Origin of the sequence: Parolsenella catena (genome assembly GCF_003966955.1) — a bacterium.
GTDB classification, from domain to species: Bacteria; Actinomycetota; Coriobacteriia; order Coriobacteriales; family Atopobiaceae; genus Parolsenella; species Parolsenella catena.
Genome location: NZ_AP019367.1, coordinates 413,833 through 430,093 on the forward strand (window position 1 = coordinate 413,833; position 16,261 = coordinate 430,093).

12 protein-coding genes and 1 tRNA gene are annotated in these 16,261 nt (G+C 66.4%); 4 read left to right on the forward strand and 9 right to left on the reverse strand.

Annotated features, from left to right (window positions below; genetic code table 11):
- Positions 1 to 272: 272 nt before the first annotated feature.
- Entirely contained in the window at positions 273 to 3,530 is a 3,258-nt protein-coding gene (locus Pcatena_RS01870) for an ABC transporter ATP-binding protein/permease (protein WP_126421118.1), read from the forward strand.
- Between the two features lie 113 nt (positions 3,531 to 3,643).
- Here Pcatena_RS01870 and Pcatena_RS01875 read toward each other — a convergent pair whose 3' ends face one another.
- A complete protein-coding gene (locus Pcatena_RS01875) occupies positions 3,644 to 4,666 on the reverse strand; it encodes an endonuclease/exonuclease/phosphatase family protein (RefSeq protein WP_126421121.1) in 1,023 nt (340 codons plus the stop codon).
- 132 nt (positions 4,667 to 4,798) lie between these two features.
- Between Pcatena_RS01875 and Pcatena_RS01880 the strand changes: the two genes are divergently transcribed.
- Complete coding sequence (locus Pcatena_RS01880) at positions 4,799 to 5,206, forward strand: hypothetical protein (RefSeq protein WP_126421123.1); 408 nt, start codon at positions 4,799 to 4,801, stop codon at positions 5,204 to 5,206.
- 99 nt (positions 5,207 to 5,305) lie between these two features.
- Here Pcatena_RS01880 and Pcatena_RS01885 read toward each other — a convergent pair whose 3' ends face one another.
- From Pcatena_RS01885 to Pcatena_RS01900, 4 genes are all read right to left on the reverse strand, one after another.
- Complete coding sequence (locus tag Pcatena_RS01885; RefSeq protein ID WP_126421125.1) at positions 5,306 to 5,743, reverse strand: PaaI family thioesterase; 438 nt, start codon at positions 5,741 to 5,743, stop codon at positions 5,306 to 5,308.
- Positions 5,744 to 5,763: 20 nt separating this feature from the next.
- Positions 5,764 to 6,267, reverse strand: a complete 504-nt coding sequence (locus tag Pcatena_RS01890) for a GNAT family N-acetyltransferase (protein ID WP_126421127.1) — start codon at positions 6,265 to 6,267, stop codon at positions 5,764 to 5,766.
- A gap of 18 nt (positions 6,268 to 6,285) precedes the next feature.
- Entirely contained in the window at positions 6,286 to 8,451 is a 2,166-nt protein-coding gene (locus Pcatena_RS01895) for a HelD family protein (protein WP_126421129.1), read from the reverse strand.
- Between the two features lie 238 nt (positions 8,452 to 8,689).
- Positions 8,690 to 9,190 carry a SixA phosphatase family protein gene (locus Pcatena_RS01900; protein ID WP_126421131.1) on the reverse strand — a complete coding sequence of 167 codons (501 nt, stop codon included), beginning with the start codon at positions 9,188 to 9,190 and terminating at the stop codon, positions 8,690 to 8,692.
- 700 nt (positions 9,191 to 9,890) lie between these two features.
- Between Pcatena_RS01900 and Pcatena_RS01905 the strand changes: the two genes are divergently transcribed.
- Together Pcatena_RS01905 and Pcatena_RS01910 are read left to right on the forward strand one after the other, a co-directional pair.
- Entirely contained in the window at positions 9,891 to 10,901 is a 1,011-nt protein-coding gene (locus Pcatena_RS01905) for a nucleoid-associated protein (protein ID WP_172596344.1), read from the forward strand.
- A 118-nt stretch (positions 10,902 to 11,019) separates the two neighbouring features.
- A tRNA-Met gene (locus Pcatena_RS01910) sits at positions 11,020 to 11,096 on the forward strand.
- A 126-nt stretch (positions 11,097 to 11,222) separates the two neighbouring features.
- Here Pcatena_RS01910 and Pcatena_RS01915 read toward each other — a convergent pair.
- From Pcatena_RS01915 to Pcatena_RS01930, 4 genes are all read right to left on the reverse strand, one after another.
- A complete protein-coding gene (locus Pcatena_RS01915; protein ID WP_232619874.1) occupies positions 11,223 to 12,206 on the reverse strand; it encodes a DMT family transporter in 984 nt (327 codons plus the stop codon).
- Positions 12,207 to 12,738: 532 nt separating this feature from the next.
- A complete protein-coding gene (locus Pcatena_RS01920) occupies positions 12,739 to 12,972 on the reverse strand; it encodes a hypothetical protein (protein WP_126421135.1) in 234 nt (77 codons plus the stop codon).
- 50 nt (positions 12,973 to 13,022) lie between these two features.
- The gene (locus tag Pcatena_RS01925) at positions 13,023 to 13,997 is read right to left on the reverse strand and encodes a 3-hydroxyacyl-CoA dehydrogenase (RefSeq protein ID WP_126421137.1); all 975 of its coding nucleotides are present in this window, start codon (positions 13,995 to 13,997) and stop codon (positions 13,023 to 13,025) included.
- Between the two features lie 349 nt (positions 13,998 to 14,346).
- Positions 14,347 to 16,137, reverse strand: coding sequence for a 1-deoxy-D-xylulose-5-phosphate synthase (locus Pcatena_RS01930; protein WP_126421139.1), 1,791 nt, complete (start codon positions 16,135 to 16,137; stop codon positions 14,347 to 14,349).
- Between the last annotated feature and the right edge of the window lie 124 nt (positions 16,138 to 16,261).

Here is a 16,261-nt window from a genome sequence, read left to right on the forward strand (position 1 = left end):
GATAAATTCGTTCGGAAACTATAACTATTGGCCGCCATTTATCGCACATAGCGGGGTATTTTTTGCAGTTATGGAGCCGAGAGCGCACACTTAATGGGTTTTGTGACAGTTTTGCGGCGTGGGACTGATTGCCGGGGCCATGGCGAGTCTCTGTGGCCTCACATTTGCCGTCGTCCGGCCGCCAAATGGGCACTACTGTACCTAACAGTGTTAGATATCAGGCCACGGATGGCGCCACCACGGCCCGGCGCCACAGAAACGGACTTCACCGCATGATTGAGATCAAGGACATCGCCAAGTCATACAAGACCGGCGACTTCGTGCAGCGCGCGCTCGACGGCGTCTCCATAACGTTTCGAGAGAGCGAGTTCGTGGCCGTGCTCGGCCCCTCGGGCTCTGGCAAGACGACGTTTCTCAACATCCTGGGCGGCTTCGACCACGCGGACTCTGGCGACATCGTCGTGAACGGCGTTTCCACGAGAGACTACACGGATGCGGACTGGGATACGTACCGCAACCACCGCATTGGCTTCGTGTTCCAGAGCTACAACCTCATTCCCCACCAGTCGATCCTGCAAAACGTCGAGCTCGCGCTCACGCTGGCGGGTGTCGGCCGCGCCGAGCGCCGCGAGCGCGCCCGCGCGGCGCTCGAGCGCGTGGGCCTGGGCCAGCACGTCAACAAGCGACCGTCCCAACTCTCCGGCGGACAGATGCAGCGCGTGGCCATCGCCCGCGCCCTTGTGAATGACCCAGAGATCGTGCTGGCAGACGAGCCCACGGGAGCCCTTGACACCGAGACGGGCATCCAGGTCATGAACCTGCTTGCCGAGGTTGCCCGCGACCGCCTCGTCATCATGGTCACGCACAACCCGCAGCTCGCCGAGGACTACGCCACGCGCATCGTGCGCATCAAGGACGGCCGGGTCGTGGGGGACACGCGCCCCATCGAGCCGGCCGAGCTCGCCGCCCAGCGCGCCGCCGAGAAGGGCTCCGAGCAGCCACGTCGCCGCTCGTCCATGGGTTTCCTCACGGCGCTGGCCCTGTCTGCCAACAACCTCATGACCAAGAAGGGCCGCACGGCCATGACGGCCTTCGCCGGCTCCATCGGCATCATCGGCATCGCGGCGATCCTCGCGCTCTCCAACGGCGTGAACGACTACATCGCACGCGTGGAGCAGGACACGCTCTCGAGCTACCCGCTGTCCATCGCCAAGCAGAGCTATGACATGTCCGGCATGCTCACCGGCGATGACACCAGCTCGCAGGATGCGGGCGACGTCACGGACGCGAGCTCCGTTGACGCAAGCCAGCCCATCCCCGAGGCCACGGTCCTGCGCGACATGTTCGCGAGCGTGAAGTCCAACGACATGACGAGCTTCAAGTCCTGGCTCGACGCCGGCGGCGACGGCCTCGCGAGCGACGTAAGCGCCATCCAGTACGACTACGGCATCACCCCGATCGTCTACCGCGAGAACGGCGATGGCGCGGACCCAACGAAGCTCGTGCCCAACAGCATGACGCAGGTCTATGGCGGAGGTGCCTCGAGCGCGGCCATGGCCGGCACCATGATGTCGTCCAGCGCGAGCGCCTTCAGCGAGATGCTCGACGACCAGAGCCTGCTCGACTCGCAGTATGACGTCGTTGCCGGCCGTTGGGCGAGCGCGCCCGACGAGGCGGTCCTCGTGCTGTCCCAGAGCGGCAAGGTCAGCGACTACACGCTCTACAGCATCGGCGTGCTCGACATCGACGAGATGAACGACCTCGTCTCGAGCGCCATGTCGGCGGACGGCGACGTCACCACGCCCGACACGGACGTCAACTTCACCTACGATGACGCGCTCAACACGAGCTTCAAGGTCCTGGGCCCGTCTGACGCCTACAGGAGAAACGACGGGACGGGCGGCTGGACCGACATGTCCGGTGACGCCGACTTCATGGCGGCCCAGGTCGCAGATGGCCTCGACCTCAAGATCGTGGGCGTCGTGCGCCCCAACGGCTCTTCGAACGCCAACGCCCTGCAGTCGGGCGTCAACTACACGCACGGCCTCACCGAGGAGCTCATGGCGCGCGCCGCGAGCTCGCAGATCGTTCAGCAGCAGCTCGCGAATCCCGACGTCGACGTGTTCACGGGCAAGACGTTCGACGAGCTGGCCGACGAGAGCAAGCGGGGCATGGACCTGTCGAGCGTGTTCTCCGTCGACGAGGCGGCGCTCAGGCGCGCCTTCACGTTCGATACCTCGGCGCTCAACCTGCAGGGCTTCGACATGGGAGGCCTGGACATGGGCAGCGTGGACATCGACCTGTCGGGGGTGGCGAGTGGCGTTGACCTCGACAAGATCATGGCCGGGGCTCCCACGCCGGACCTGTCCGGCGCCATCGACGGCTCGCTCACGCCCGAGCAGCTCCAGCAGCTCGAGGCCGGCGCTACGCAGCTGCTGAACGGCTTTCTCAAGTCAGACGAGTTCAAGGTCGTCCTCGACGAGTACCTCAAGGACCCCTCGGTCGGTCTTGACGCCCAGAAGCTCGCCGACGCGTTCGGCACCTACGTTGCCGGCGACGCGGACGCCCAGCAGGTCATGGCCCAGATGAGGGCCCTGCTTGGCGACGTCGTCTCCGATCGTCTCCAGCGGGTGCTGGGCGACTACGTCAAGGGCAGCCTCGCCCCCTACCTCGAGGGCGTGGTCTCCCAGCTCATGCAGCAAGTGGGCGAGGACATTGCCGCGAGCGTGTCCGGCCAGCTGCAGGCGGCGCTCACACAGGCCATGGCGGGCATGGGTTCCCAGCTTGCCGCGGGCATGCAAAACGCGTTCCACGTTGACGCGAGTGCGTTCGCGAACGCCATCCACTTCAACATGACGGCCGAGGACCTCGCGTCGCTCATGACGAGCTATGCCAACGCGAGCAGGCTCACCTACGACAACAACCTCACCACGCTGGGCTACGCGGACGAGGCCGACCCGCAGTCCATCAAGATCTACCCGGTCGACTTTGACGCCAAGGAGCGCGTGCTTGGCCACATCGACGCCTACAACGAGCAGGTAAAGGCCGTCGGTCAGGAGGACCGCGCCATCTCCTACACCGACTACATGGGCGTCATCATGGGCAGCGTCACCGACATCGTGAACATGATCTCTCTCGTGCTCATCGCGTTCGTGAGCATCTCGCTGGTGGTGAGCTCGATCATGATTGGCATCATCACCTACATCAGCGTGCTCGAGCGCAAGAAGGAGATCGGCATCCTGCGCGCCATGGGCGCCTCGAAGGGCAACGTCGCGAACGTCTTCAACGCCGAGACGTTCATCGAGGGGCTCATCGCGGGCGTGTTTGCCATCGCCGTGGTCGTGGGCGTGTCGTTCCCGGTGAACGCGTGGGTCGAGGCCACGCACAACGTGAGCAACATCATGAGCCTGCCCGTTGGTGCGGCCGTGACGCTCATCGTGATATCGGTGCTGCTCACGGTAGTCGCCGGCCTCATCCCGTCGTTCTCCGCCAGTCGCCGCGACCCGGTGGAGGCCCTCCGCAGCGAGTAGCGGAGCCAAAGGGGACGGGTTCGTTTGGTCCCATCTCGGGAGCCAAAGGGGACGGGTTCGTTTGGTCCCATCTCGGGGCGCTGCCGGCGAGGCTGCCGGTGGCGCCCCCTTTGCTACACCACGAGCGTGGCGAGAAGCGCGGCGTGGTCCGAGCCGGGGATGGCGAGCGTCTGGAGGTCCGTTGCGGCCACGCCGCCGCTCGTGACCACGTGGTCGATGCCGCACAGCGCGGGCACGGCGCCGCCCGACGGCCACGTGGGCACGAGCCCCTGGCCAGCCTCGCGTGCGGCGTCATGGAGCGTGGGCAGGCCGTCCGCCTTGCTCTCGCCGAGCATCGCACGGAACGGCGCGTGGTCGTACGTGGCGTTGAAGTCTCCAAGCAGCACATAGCCGGGCGAGCCAGCCGCCGCAAGTCTGGCGCGCACGACGCCGATTTCCTCGACGCTCCTGCGCCACAGGCCCCAGTAGCCGGGCTGCGGCGAGCACGTGTGGACCGAGACGAGCCGCACGCGCGCCACCGAGCCATCCGCACGCGTCACGTCAACGGTGCCCGCCGGCATGGCCGAGGCAGACGAACCGATGTCGTCGCTCGCCACGTCTGCGAGTGGCAGCGCGCTCCACACGCCGTTGCCGTACACGCCGTCTGACGAGGAGCGCTCCGAGTAGGGGAGCAGCTCGTCGAGACCGGCGGCCTTGAGCGCGTCGACGAACGGCACGGTCGTCTCCTGCAGCGCGAGGACCTGAACGTGCTGCTCGCGCACGGCGGCGACGATGTCCCCAGCGCTTGCGGCTCCCTTGTACACGTTGCAGGTCATGACGCGAAGCGAGGCTGCGTCGCTATTGGCCTGGGCAGCCTCGACGCGCGAGGAGGGCGAGGCGAGCGGCGCCAGCCACAGGGCCTCGAGTGCGAGCGCGGCGGCGGCTACGATGCGGATGATGCGGCGGCTCACTCGGCGGTGACGCCAGGCTCGCGGCGCGAGCGTGAGCGCGAGCGCGAGGGCCGCCGTGGCGGCGTACAGGGGTGTCACGGCGGCCAATATCGGGAGAAACGGTAGGTCAGAGAGACTGACGGGAAGCAGCCGGGCTACGATGCCGGTGGTTATTATCGCGGCTAGCAGCCAGGTTATGACGCGCATACTTCCCTCCTCGTCCTTGTCACGCAAATCTATCTCGGGCTACCAACTATGCCACCGATTGGGTACCCTTCATGCAAACGGCAGGAGGCCCAAAAGCCTTTGGCACTTCTGGGGGCCCACGGAGAGGAGCGCATGGACAGCAACGCAAGGATGGGCGAGGCCATACGCGCGGCCAACGAGGCACTTGAGCATCTTGGGCGGGCGGCCGACCTCCTCGACGACGCGAGCCGCTGGGGCGTCGTGGACATGCTGGGCGGCAACATGGTGACGACGCTGCTCAAGCACCGCAAGGTCGACGACGCCCAGGACGAGGTGAACGCCGCCAAGCGTGCGCTGCAGCTCTTCGTGGGGCGCATCGAGGGCATCGACGGCGTGGGCCTCAACGTCGAGCTCGGCGGCGTGCTGCAGTTCTTCGACATCTTCTGCGACAACATCATCAACGACCTGTTCGCGCAGCGCCGCATCAAGGAGTCTCAGCGTCGCGTTGACGAGGCGATTGCCGAGGTCACGCGCGTGCGAGACCAGCTCTGCCGCATGTGAGCGCAGCCTCGTTCTCTGACAGCTTGGCCCCGTCCCCAACCATCACGTCGACGATCGGGGACGGGGCCAAGCTGTCACCAGGCTGCCGCGGCGGCTCTCCTAGCGCATGACGTACATCGTCATCGTGGCCACGGCGAGTGGGCGGCCGTCCTGGTTGGTGAGCGTGACCTCGTTCACGATGGTCGTGCGGCCCCAGTGCAGCGCGCGCACGTCGATGTCCACCGTGTCCCCCGGCCAGCCGCCGTGCAGGTAGTTGATGGAGGCGTTCTGCGTCACGCAGTCCAGCCCGTGCGAGAAGACGAGCGCTCCACTCGAGGCGTCGCACAGCGTGAACAGCCAGCCGCCGTGGGCAAAGCCGCGCGGGTTGAGTGCGTCGTCGGCGATGTGCGTGCGCAGGCGAATCTCTCGCGGCGCCACGCTCAAGAGCTCCATGTCACCCAGGCAGCGGACCTCCTTGAAGTCGACGGGAAGGCGCTTCTCGAGAAGCCTCCTCTGCTCGTCGATTGCCTGCTGGGACGTCGTGTTGCTCTCACTCATGTGCTGCTTGCCTCTCTGATCTAGAACGTCAGCTGGTAGGCCAGGCGGGGGTCCCCGTCTGCCAGGTGGATGATGCCGCAGTACGCAAAGCCGGCCTTGCCGACGAGGTGCTGCATGGGCTTGTTGTCCTCGTGCGTGTCGATGCGAACGTCTCGCAGGCCAAGACCCTCGGCGCGCGCCCGCGCAAATGCCACGATGCTCGCGAACACGCCGTGTCCGGTGCCGTCGCTCGCGACGCGGTGGATCGTGACGTAGGGCGCGTCGTTGAGCCAGGAGCCGTCATAGATGTGCTCGTAGGTGGGGTCGGCCTGCGAGTAGAGCGAGAAGGCAAAGTGCGGCTCGTCGGCGTCGTCCACACCCACGAGGCAGGCGCCGGCGCGGATCGTCTCGGCGATCTCGTCGCGGGTGGGACGGCCGTCACCCCACTGGGTGGGGTTGCCGTTCTCGGCCATGAAGCGGCGGGCGGTGGCATAGATGCGCTCGAGCGCGTCCAGGTCGGCGATCGTTGCGGTGCGAATGTGCAAGGGTGCTCCTTTCGCCTGCTAGGCGCTCACGAGGGGCGTGAGCTCGCCCTGGGCAAGCAGCGTGACCTCGTGCATCGCGCGCGAGACGGCCGTGTAGAGGCGACGGCGCGCAAGCGGGGTGTCCGGGTAGGTCTCGGCGCTGGCGTCCGGGATGATGACGTGGTCGAACTCGAGGCCCTTCGCCAGGCGCAGCGACATGAGCACCACGCCCGTCGCGGGCAGCTCGCGGTCGTTCTTGATGACGTCCGCGGCGCCTCCGAGCTGCTTGGCAAGCCAGCTCACGGCACCGTCGTCGGCGGCCACCACGGCCGTGAGGCCCTCGGCGTCGTGCGCCGCGGCGACGCGCTCGCGCAGCGCTGCGAGGAAGGCGTCTCGGTCCGGAAGCACCTCGATGTGCGGCGCCACGCCGGAGCGGTGCACGCTCGCGAGCTTCACGGGCTCGTCGTGCTCCACAAGGCCGCTGAACAGCGCCGTGATCTCTGGGCTGGAGCGATAGCTCGTGAGCAGGCGGCACTCGTCGACGCTGCCATGCGTGCGGCAGAACAGCTCGCGAATCTGCGCAAAGCTCGCCGTGCCCTCGCGGATGGCCTGGTGCTCGTCTCCGAGCATGAGGAAGTGCGCGCGGCTGAAGTGGCGCGCGAGCACCATGAGCTGGGCCGTGGTGTAGTCCTGCACCTCGTCGATCATGACGTAGCGCGCGTCCGTGTCCCCGCGTCCGGTGATGAGAAGTCGCAGGTAGAGCCACTCGCTTGCGCTTACGCTGGGCTTGTTCAGCATGCGCATGGCAACGCGGTCGAGGCGAAGCCACGCCAGGCGGTCGATCTCATCGTGCGCGGCGGCAAAGCGCTGCTCGAGCCAGCGGCGCGTGAGGGAGGCCGTCTCCTGCTCGTTCTCGGGGCTGACCGTCTCGCCAAAGAAGCGCACCTGGTCGTCCACGTCCAGGCCGAGCATCTCCTCCTGGAGCTCCTCGTCCTTGGACATGCTCGCGATGCGGCGGTTCACGCGGTCGTGAAGGTCGTCGGTGACCAGCGCGCAGAAGCGCGGCCCCACGCCAAAGCGCGCGTACTTGTCCACGGCCCCCTCGACCTGGTTGGCCTTGAGCAGCACGGTGTCGCCCACGCGAATCTCGCGCAGGTCGGAGACCGTGAGGAAGAGCGACCCCATGCCGGCCTCTAGTGCCTCGAGGGAGGCTGGGTCGGTGTCCACGCCGAGGTCTCGGCCGCCCGCGCCCTGCGCCTCGCAGAAGTCGCGCCAGGTGTAGACCTGCGGGTTTGCCTCGCCCATGGATGGCAGGACGTTGTCGATGTAGTGCTCGAACACGGCGTTGGGGCCAAAGAGGTGCACCTGGCTGGGGGAGAGCGTCTCGCGCTCGCGATAGAGCAGGAATGCGATGCGCTGCAGCATGACCGACGTCTTGCCCGAGCCCGCGATGCCGTTCACGAGCAGCGCCGGGACGTCCTCGTGGCGTACGACCTCGTTCTGCTCGCGCTGGATCGTGGCCGTGATGTCCTTGAGCTTCTCGGAGTGGTGACGGCGCAGCGCCCCCAGCAGCAGCGAGTCCTCGATGGCGATCGTGGTGTCAAAGTAGGTGTTGAGATGGTTGCGCGTGATGTCGAACTGGCGGCGAAGCTCGAGCTCCACGGTGCGCGTGCGGCCGTTGACGGTGTAGCTCGTCTGGCCGTTCTCCTGGTTGTAGTACGTCTCGGCGACGGGGTTGCGCCAGTCCACGATGAGCGGGCGGCTGCGCTCGTCGGTCATGCCGGCGGCGCCGATGTAGACGTCGCGGGCGGGGCGGTCGGGCGCCATCTTGAGGCGGACCTTGGCAAAGTAGGGCTGGCGCAGGAGCAGCAGCAGGCGGCGAAGCTTGTCCACGGAGAAGTCGTGGTACTGGTTGTAGGCGTCGATGACCGAGTTGAGCGTCTCGATGGCGGCGAGCGTCTCCATGACCTCGTCGGCCGCGCCGCCAAAGTCGGGGCGGATCTCGTCTGACAGTGCGCGCAGGTCGGCGGCGGCGCCCTCGTGGCCGTGCTCGAGCTCTGCGGCGAGCTCGTCTCGCATGGCGGAGAGCTTGGCGTAGATCTTGTCGAGGTGGGCCTGCTCCTCGATGAGCACGGGGTCTTGCTCGTCGATGGTGCCGGCGGCGTCGACGCCAGTGTCTAGCTGCACTTTATTAGTATCGCTCATGGTGAGTGGGGTGCCTTCCGCTCGTGGGTGCGCTCAAAACGTGGCTATCAACTTTAGCGCACCTGCAGGTGGCCATGTGTTGCGCGAGTGTGAAGCGTGCGGACGCGGTGCCATGGCTGCGGGACGAGCGGCTTTGGGCTGCGAGCGCGGTGCGGGCGCGGTGCGAGCGCGGTGCGAGCGCCCGCGCGCGGCGGGCTGCGGGTGGCTGTGGGTTGCGTTGCGGGCGGTCGCGCGCTGGCTACTCTATCCTGGGACCGCGCACGAACCAGAGCAGCTCCGCGCCGGAGGCCGCGCGGCCTGGGGCGCCCTCGAGGCGTAGCGCCGCAGCCGATCCCGGGGCAAACGAGAGGTCGACGCCCGTGAGGTCAACGAGCTCGTCCTCCATGAAGGGGATGTGCCCAACGGCGACGATGCAGGTGCCCTCGGCAGACTGCTCGATAAGCTTGTGGAAAGCGTCGGCGTCCTGCTCGAGCAGGCAGGGAAGCTCGCGGTTGGCGCCGATCTTGACGCCGTTGCCCACGAGGGCGCGGGACACCTGTGCCGCCGTCTGACGTGCGCGCAGCGCCGGGCTCACCCACAGCTCTGCGGATTCCATGCCCCTGAGCAGGGCGAATGCTGTTCTATAGGTTGCTGCGAGCGTCTCGGCTGCCCCGGGTACGAGCGCGCGGTCCGCATCTGCGAGCCCGAGCTGGGGCTTCTGGGCCTTGCCGTGCCGCACGAGGATGAGCGTTCTTGCCATGTTGGCCTCCCTTTTGGTCGTTGGAGCTACGTATTCCCGTTTTTGGCGCGCAAGAGCCACGAGGGGCGGACCAGCGGCAATCGTTTCTGCGTGAGTGCAAGAACGAGGGTTAGTCTGTGTGGTGATGAGAGGCGTCAAGTCGCGTCAAGTCGCGTATTTGCGGCTTATGGACTGTTATGGGTCGGCGGCGATAGCAGTTCCCGAACGATTTAATGAAACCGTTCGGGAACTGTCGCTCTGGACTACTCGGGGAACCTGCCAATCGCACAAAGCTGGGGTGATTTTTGCTACAACGTGTTCGCGAGGCGCCCGTGCGTCCGCTTTGCTGGGTTTGCCATGCGCTTGTGTGTCACAAAACCAATCTTGTGTGCGATGGCTGGCACAAATCGGCCGCGAGGGCGTGACGGTTCTGCTGTCTCGGGCTAAGTTTCCGAACGTAATTGTTAAACTGTTCGGAAACTAGTCTGTGCAAAAGGCTGCTCGGACCCGCAACTCCTCTGCAAGCGCACACAAGATTGGTTTTGTGACAGAACTGCGCCTTGCACCTGCATACTCGGGGTCACAACCTGCCAAGGATGCGGCTCCGAACCATGCGCGCGTCCAAATCCTCGCGTCGCCCCGCGTAAACGCTATAGTGAATGCTCGCCTCCGGCGCCCGCGCGCCGGACAAACGCACCCAAACCAGACCATGGAGGCACGCATGATCGTCCGCCTGAACAAGGCCGTCCTGCACGTTCTCGATCTCGACTCCGCCGTGAGCGTCCTGTCCAAGGCGGAGCTCGACCTGGAGGAGAAGCCCGTCAAGTCCTACGTGCAGAGCATCTGCCGCAAGGCGCTGGGCTCCACGGACTGCCGCCATGGCAACTTCGGCACGGACAACGCGCTTGCCACGAAGGTGAGCCGCTACTTGCATGGCGCCGACGAGTTCGTGCCGCTCACGGCCGAGATGGCGGGCTTTGTCTTCGGGGAGATCCAGCGTGCGGACGGCGTCAAGAGCACCGACATGCTCGTTGCCGACTTCATGGACGGCGATGATACGCGCTACCTGGGTCTTTTCTTGCTTGAGGGCAAGAAGGCCTTCGTGCACGACGTGAGCCAGGCCGGCTCTATGGTGAGCTGCGACATCGTGCGGCGCTACGGCGTGCTGCCGGCGGCCACCCAGAAGCTCGCGAGCTGGGCCATCGTGCGCGCGGACAACCTCGAGATCTCCTACGTGGACAAGCCCCGTTCCATCGACGGCCAGGATGTGCTCGTGCTTCCGGAGGGGCTGCTCCAGTGCAGCTCCGAGGCCAGCGCGCGCGAGACCATCGACTGCGTGACAGAGATCGTGGAGCAGGTGGCCGAGGAGCACGGCGCCAACGCGGCGCTGGCGCTGTCGAAGGCGAAGGCCTACGTGGCAGAGCAGGTGGACGAGCAGGACTCCTTCTCTCGTGACGGCCTGGCCGAGAAGGTCTTCGAGGACTCCGAGCCCGCTCGCAAGGCGTTCGAGACGGCCGCCGAGGTGAGGCACCTGCCCGAGCGTGTGGCCGTGGACCGTAGGGCCGTGGCCCAGAAGCGCGTGCGCTGCCACAGGATCGTGACAGACACGGGCATCGAGGTGTCGTTCCCGGCCGAGTACGGCGACGATCCCGAGTTCATCCAGTTCTCCACCGAGGAGAACGGTCTCATCTCCATCGAGCTCAAGAACATAGGGAGCATCGAGAACAAGTAGGGAATGGCATGGTGCCGTGCGCGCCAGTTCACGAGAATTATGGAGAACCCTCCACATTGTTGACTCGGCTGTCATGGGCGCGTATATTCTCTTCTTGCGCAGAGGCGCACTTACATATTGCGGGGTGGAGCAGTCTGGTAGCTCGTCGGGCTCATAACCCGAAGGTCGTAGGTTCAAATCCTGCCCCCGCGACCAAACGTTCAGGATCGGAAGCATCGCTTCCGATCCTTTTTTCTTGCCTTGAGACACCATTCTCGCCCTTGGGACAGTTCCGGCGGCATGCCACGAGAAGATGCGCGCGGGCTGCCTGCGAAGGGATGACTAACTGACGGCTTGTCCCGCGGCGGCGCGACGTGCCTCCCGGCCTCCGAGCAGGGAGGGGACCTGCGCCAGGCACACGCCGGTGAGGATTATGGCGACGCCCAGCCACTCGACGGCGCCGAGCGGCTCGCCGAGGACAATCATGGCGATGAGCAGGCCGGCGGGGAGCTCCGCGGCGGCCATGACGGTGGAGAGGCCCGCGGGCAGGTGCGGAGAGCCCACGCCAAAGAGCAGGACCGGGCAGAGCAGGCCGAAAAAGCCGGCGATGACAGCAAAGGGCAGGATACCCTGGGCGAGGACGCCCGAGACGACGTAGTCCGGGCACACCGTGAGCGACATGACCACGGAGCCCATGCACACGATGACGCCGCGCTGCTCGGACGAGCAGGGGGCCTTGACCCTGCCGGAGAGGGTAACGAAGAGGGAGCAGGACACGGCCGCCCCCAGCGCGTAGAGCAGGGTCACGGGATCGTACCCGGCGATGCCAGTTTTGTAGACGCTGCTTGCGAGCACCGTCCCGAAGACGATGACCAGGGCGGAGAGCACTTGGAGGGGCCTCGGCGGCTGGCGTGTCATGACGGTCTGCCACACGAGCCCCAGCCACGTGAACTGGAAGAGGAGCGTGAGCGCCACCGGGGCGGGCAGCACGCTTATGGCGTAGCAGTAGAGGATTGAGGTGAGGCAGGTGAGGGCTCCCAGGCCCATGAGCTTGAGGGTGAGCTTCCAGCCCACGCGCTGCCAGTGGTGCCCGAGCGCGCGGCCCGCGAGCGCGGCAAGGACGAAGAAGAGACAGCCGAACCACGCCTGGCTCGCCACCACCTGCGCCGAGGTGAAGCCTGCGGCGTAGGCGAGCTTGTAGGTCGTGGCCATCGCGCCGTAGCAGGTGCCGCCCGCAAAGACCTGGAGCGCCGCCTTGGCCTGTCCCGTGCCCGTGGCTCCTGCCCCGGGTGCCTGCTGCTTGATTGTGTCCGTTCCTGTCATCATGCTACCTTCCGTCTGCTGTCTCGCAGACGCACGTCTCGCGCGTCTGTTCCCTGCAGCCGGAAGGTGGGGCTCGTCTGGTCTTCTGGCGGTGCTTGCGACGCCTGCCGCCGAGACGAAAAAGCCACGCAACCGACTACTCGGTTGCGTGGCGAAAAGGTGGCTAGCGCCCAGAAAAGTCCACGCAGTTTTAGACAGGGTCTAAGTACTACAACAGGGGAGATGCCGTCAAGAAAAGCCGAGGAAAGAAGCGAGTCTCTGTCTGCCGCACCTCTTGGCGTGGAGCGACAGTCGGCCCGCGGTGCTCGCCTGGGCCTCCCGGCGCTTCCCAGGGCGAGACGCACCTGCGGGACAGCCGAACCTTCCCTCAGCTGCCCCCGGACTCCCTAGAATTGCCTCTCGATGCCATATGCCAAGGTAGATTAGGTCTCGACTTCCCTCTCACTCTTTGCGATTCCCCGCCCCAAGGTGCTCATAACCCGGAGGTCGTAGGTTCAAATCCTGCTCCCCGCGACCAAACGTTACGAGGTCGGCCCTATGGATCGGGACCAAACGAACCCGTCCCCTTTGGTCCGTTCGGGAACACGTACGTGTCCTCGGCGGGTGCGTCGCCGTCGGCCATGACGCGGTTGAATGCCGTTGACGCCGCGTCCTCGGAGCTGTCGGCCGAGGGCGTGCGCTCCCACCAATAGACGGGCTGGCCGTCAACCTTGCGGACGAGTCGCTCGTTTGCGGTGAGCCCAGAGATGCCGAGCTCAAAGGGGACCAAAGGGGGGACCAAAGGGGACGAGTCCCTTTGGCCCCCTTTGGTCCGGTGGGCTACTCGATCACGTTGCCGTTCTCGTCATAGCGGTAGAAGCCCTCGCCCACGGCGATGCCGGTCTTGCCGGCCTCCACGTAGCCCTTGAGCAGCGCCACGATCTGGCCGTTGACGGTGGCGGGATCGTCGGCGCCGGGCTGCATGCCCATGATGTGCATGGCCAGCGGCAGGCCCACCTTGTCGAGTTTACGGAACGGCGTCTGGTCCTTCGTGGCGCCCGTGTCGAGCTCCCAGCACAGGTCGACGGTCGCCGGGTCTGAGACGCCGGTGGCCACGAGCTGCAGCGCCGCGCGGAACCAGGGGATGAGCAGTGTGTTCAGGATGTAGCCCGGCTGCTCCTTGTTGAGCTTGAGCGGGATCATGCCAATGGCGTGGGAGAACTGCTCGGCCAGCGCAAAGCTCTCGTCGCTCGTGCGGTCGTGGCGCATGAGCTCCGTGAGGTTGTTGCGCCAGATCTGGTTGGCGAAGTGCAGCGTGAGGTAGCGGTCCGGCCTGCCCGTGGCATCGGCGAACGTGCTGGGCAAAAACGTTGAGGAGTCCGTGAGCAGCACCGTGTGCTCGGGCATCACGGGCGCGATCTTCTCGTAGAGGTCGGTCTTCTGGGCGGGGTCCTCGTTGATGCACTCGATGACCACGTCTGCCTCGCCAAACGCTTCCTCGAGACTCGTGGTGAGGTTGATCTTGGGCAGGCGCTCCTCGGCCTGCGCGATGAACTCGTCGATCTGCTCGGGTGCGAGGTCGCGCTCGTCTGACAGGCCGCGGCAGTAGGCGGACGGGTCGGTCTTCCAGGCCTCGAGCACGCCGACGATCTGCTTCTTGACGCTCGCGAGGCGCGGACGGGCGCGCTCGATGGAACCCTCGCTGCGCAGCCACACGGTGGTCTCGAAGCCCTTGTAGGCAACCATCGAGGCAATCTGGCTGCCCTCGGTGCCGCAGCCGGCGATCGTGACCCTCTTGACGTCCTTGATGTCCATGGGACCCCTCTCTGTTGGATGTTTGATAGCCCCGGGGGATGTTATAGCGCCGTCGAGCTGCGGCGAATTGGTCAAATCCGTGGGCGGCGCGGAGGGGTGGCGGGGTGTTGCCGGGCGGCGGGCAGCGCGCGGCACGGGGCCGTTGGGGCGCGGGGGGGCGTGAGGCGACATTGCTGTGGCGATGTTTCTCGCCGGTTGCGTTGCTGGGGCGATATTGCACGCTAGAGGCGTGTGGAGCGTGCAGTAACGCTGCACCAATGAGCACGATGTGCAGAAATGCCGCGCCAGTGAGCGAAACGTGCAGAAACGTCCTTGCAATGTGCGTAGGAGCGTGGCTGGCGAATCCCCGCTACCTCCCGAGCAGCGCGAGCGTCTCGCGCGTGACGTTCTCCTCGGTCATGCCGCAGGCCTCGAGCAGCTCATGCGGCTCATAGCGGTCGGGGAAGCCGTGCGTGAGGCCAAAGCAGCGCACGCGCGCGCCCGTGGGGCCCAGGACGCAGGCGACGCGGCTGCCAAAGCCGCCGTCTCGCACGCCGTCCTCGAGCGTCACGACGACGCGGAAGCGCCCTGCCAGCCCGCGCACCCAGTCGCGGTCGATGCCGCAGGCAAAGCGCGGGTTCACGAGCTCGGCGTCGACGTCCGCGGCGGCCAGGCGCTCTGCCACGCGCCGTCCGAGCGGCAGCGTGGCACCCAGCGCGAGAATGGCCACATCATCGTCGCCCTCATGCACGATCTCTGGCATGCCGCTGGCAAAGCCGTCCGTCGGCAGCTCGACGTCGGGCCGGCTGACGACGCCGGCTCCCGGCACGCGAATGGCCACGGGGCCTCCCTCGTACCCGCACGCCCAGTCGAGCATGGCGAGGTACTCCTCGCGGCACGTGGGCGCCAGGTAGGTGAGCCCGGGCATGTCTCCAAGCATCGCGATGTCATAAAACCCCAGGTGAGTGGCATCGGTGGTGCCGAATGCGCTCGAGCCGAACACGAGGATCGTGACCGGTGCCGCGTTGAGGCACACGTCGTGCCAGATCTGGTCGTAGGCGCGCTGCAGAAACGTCCCGTAGACGCCGTAGACGGGGTGCGCCCCGCCCGTGGCGAGCCCGGCGGCGAGCGTCACGGCGTGCTCCTCGGCGATGCCCACGTCCACGAACTGGCGCCCGGCGGCCGCGCGCCGCGCCGCCGTGAGGCCCATCATGTAGGGAGTTGCGCTCGAGATGGCAATAAGTCGCTGGTCAGAGGACATGCGGCTAAGCAAAAACTCGCCGGTGATGTCCGCGTAGGTCGCGGGCGGCGCCGCCACGATGCCGCCGCTCGCGCGGCCCCCGGCGAGCTTCTCGCCCGTGGCGGGGTCGAACGGCCCCACGTGGTGCCAGCTCTCCTCGTCCGCCTCGGCCGGGGCAAAGCCCAGACCCTTGCGCGTGTGCACGTGCAGCACGACGGGCCGCTCGCAGCCGCGTAGGTTCGCGAGCGCGCTCTCGAGCGCCTGCTCGTCGTTGCCGTTCTCGACGTAGGCGTAGTCCAGGCCGAGCGCACGGAAGGGGTTGTCGGGCGCGTTGCCTCCCGTCTCGCGCAGGTGCGCGAGCGCGGCGTACAGGCCGCCCTGGTTCTGCGAGATGGACCACTCGTTGTCGTTCACGACGACGATGAGCCCCGTACCGAGGCGCGCGACGTCATCGAGACCCTCGAAGGCGAGGCCCCCGGAGAGCGACCCGTCACCGATGACGGCCACGACGTCATAGCGCTCGCCGGCGAGGTCGCGGGCGCGCGCGAGGCCCGCCGCGAGGCTCACGGACGTGGACGTGTGGCCCATGGAGAAGTGGTCGTGCTCGCTCTCGACGGGGCTCGCGAAGCCCGAGAGCGTGCCCATGCGCGTGGGGTCGAGGTAGTTCCACGCGCGGCCCGTGAGCATCTTGTGGGCATAGGTCTGATGCGAGACGTCGAAGACGAGCTTGTCGGCCGGCGAGCGGAACACGCGGTGGAGCGCCACCGTGAGCTCAACGATGCCGAGGTTGGGGCCCACGTGGCCGCCCACCTTGGCCGAGCTTGCGATGATGGCGTCGCGAATCTCGGCGCACAGGGCCGGCATGACGGAGGCGGGCAGCGCCCTCACGTCTGCCGGCGACTCGATGTGCTCGAGGTACATGCGCGCTCCCTGTCCGTCTTGCCCGATTAATGAATTGCAAACATATAGCTTTGCACATTTGGGGACAAAAGTGGTGGTGGGCTCGTGCCGACGCGCCACTCGCGCGGCCCGGCGGCAGCTTGAC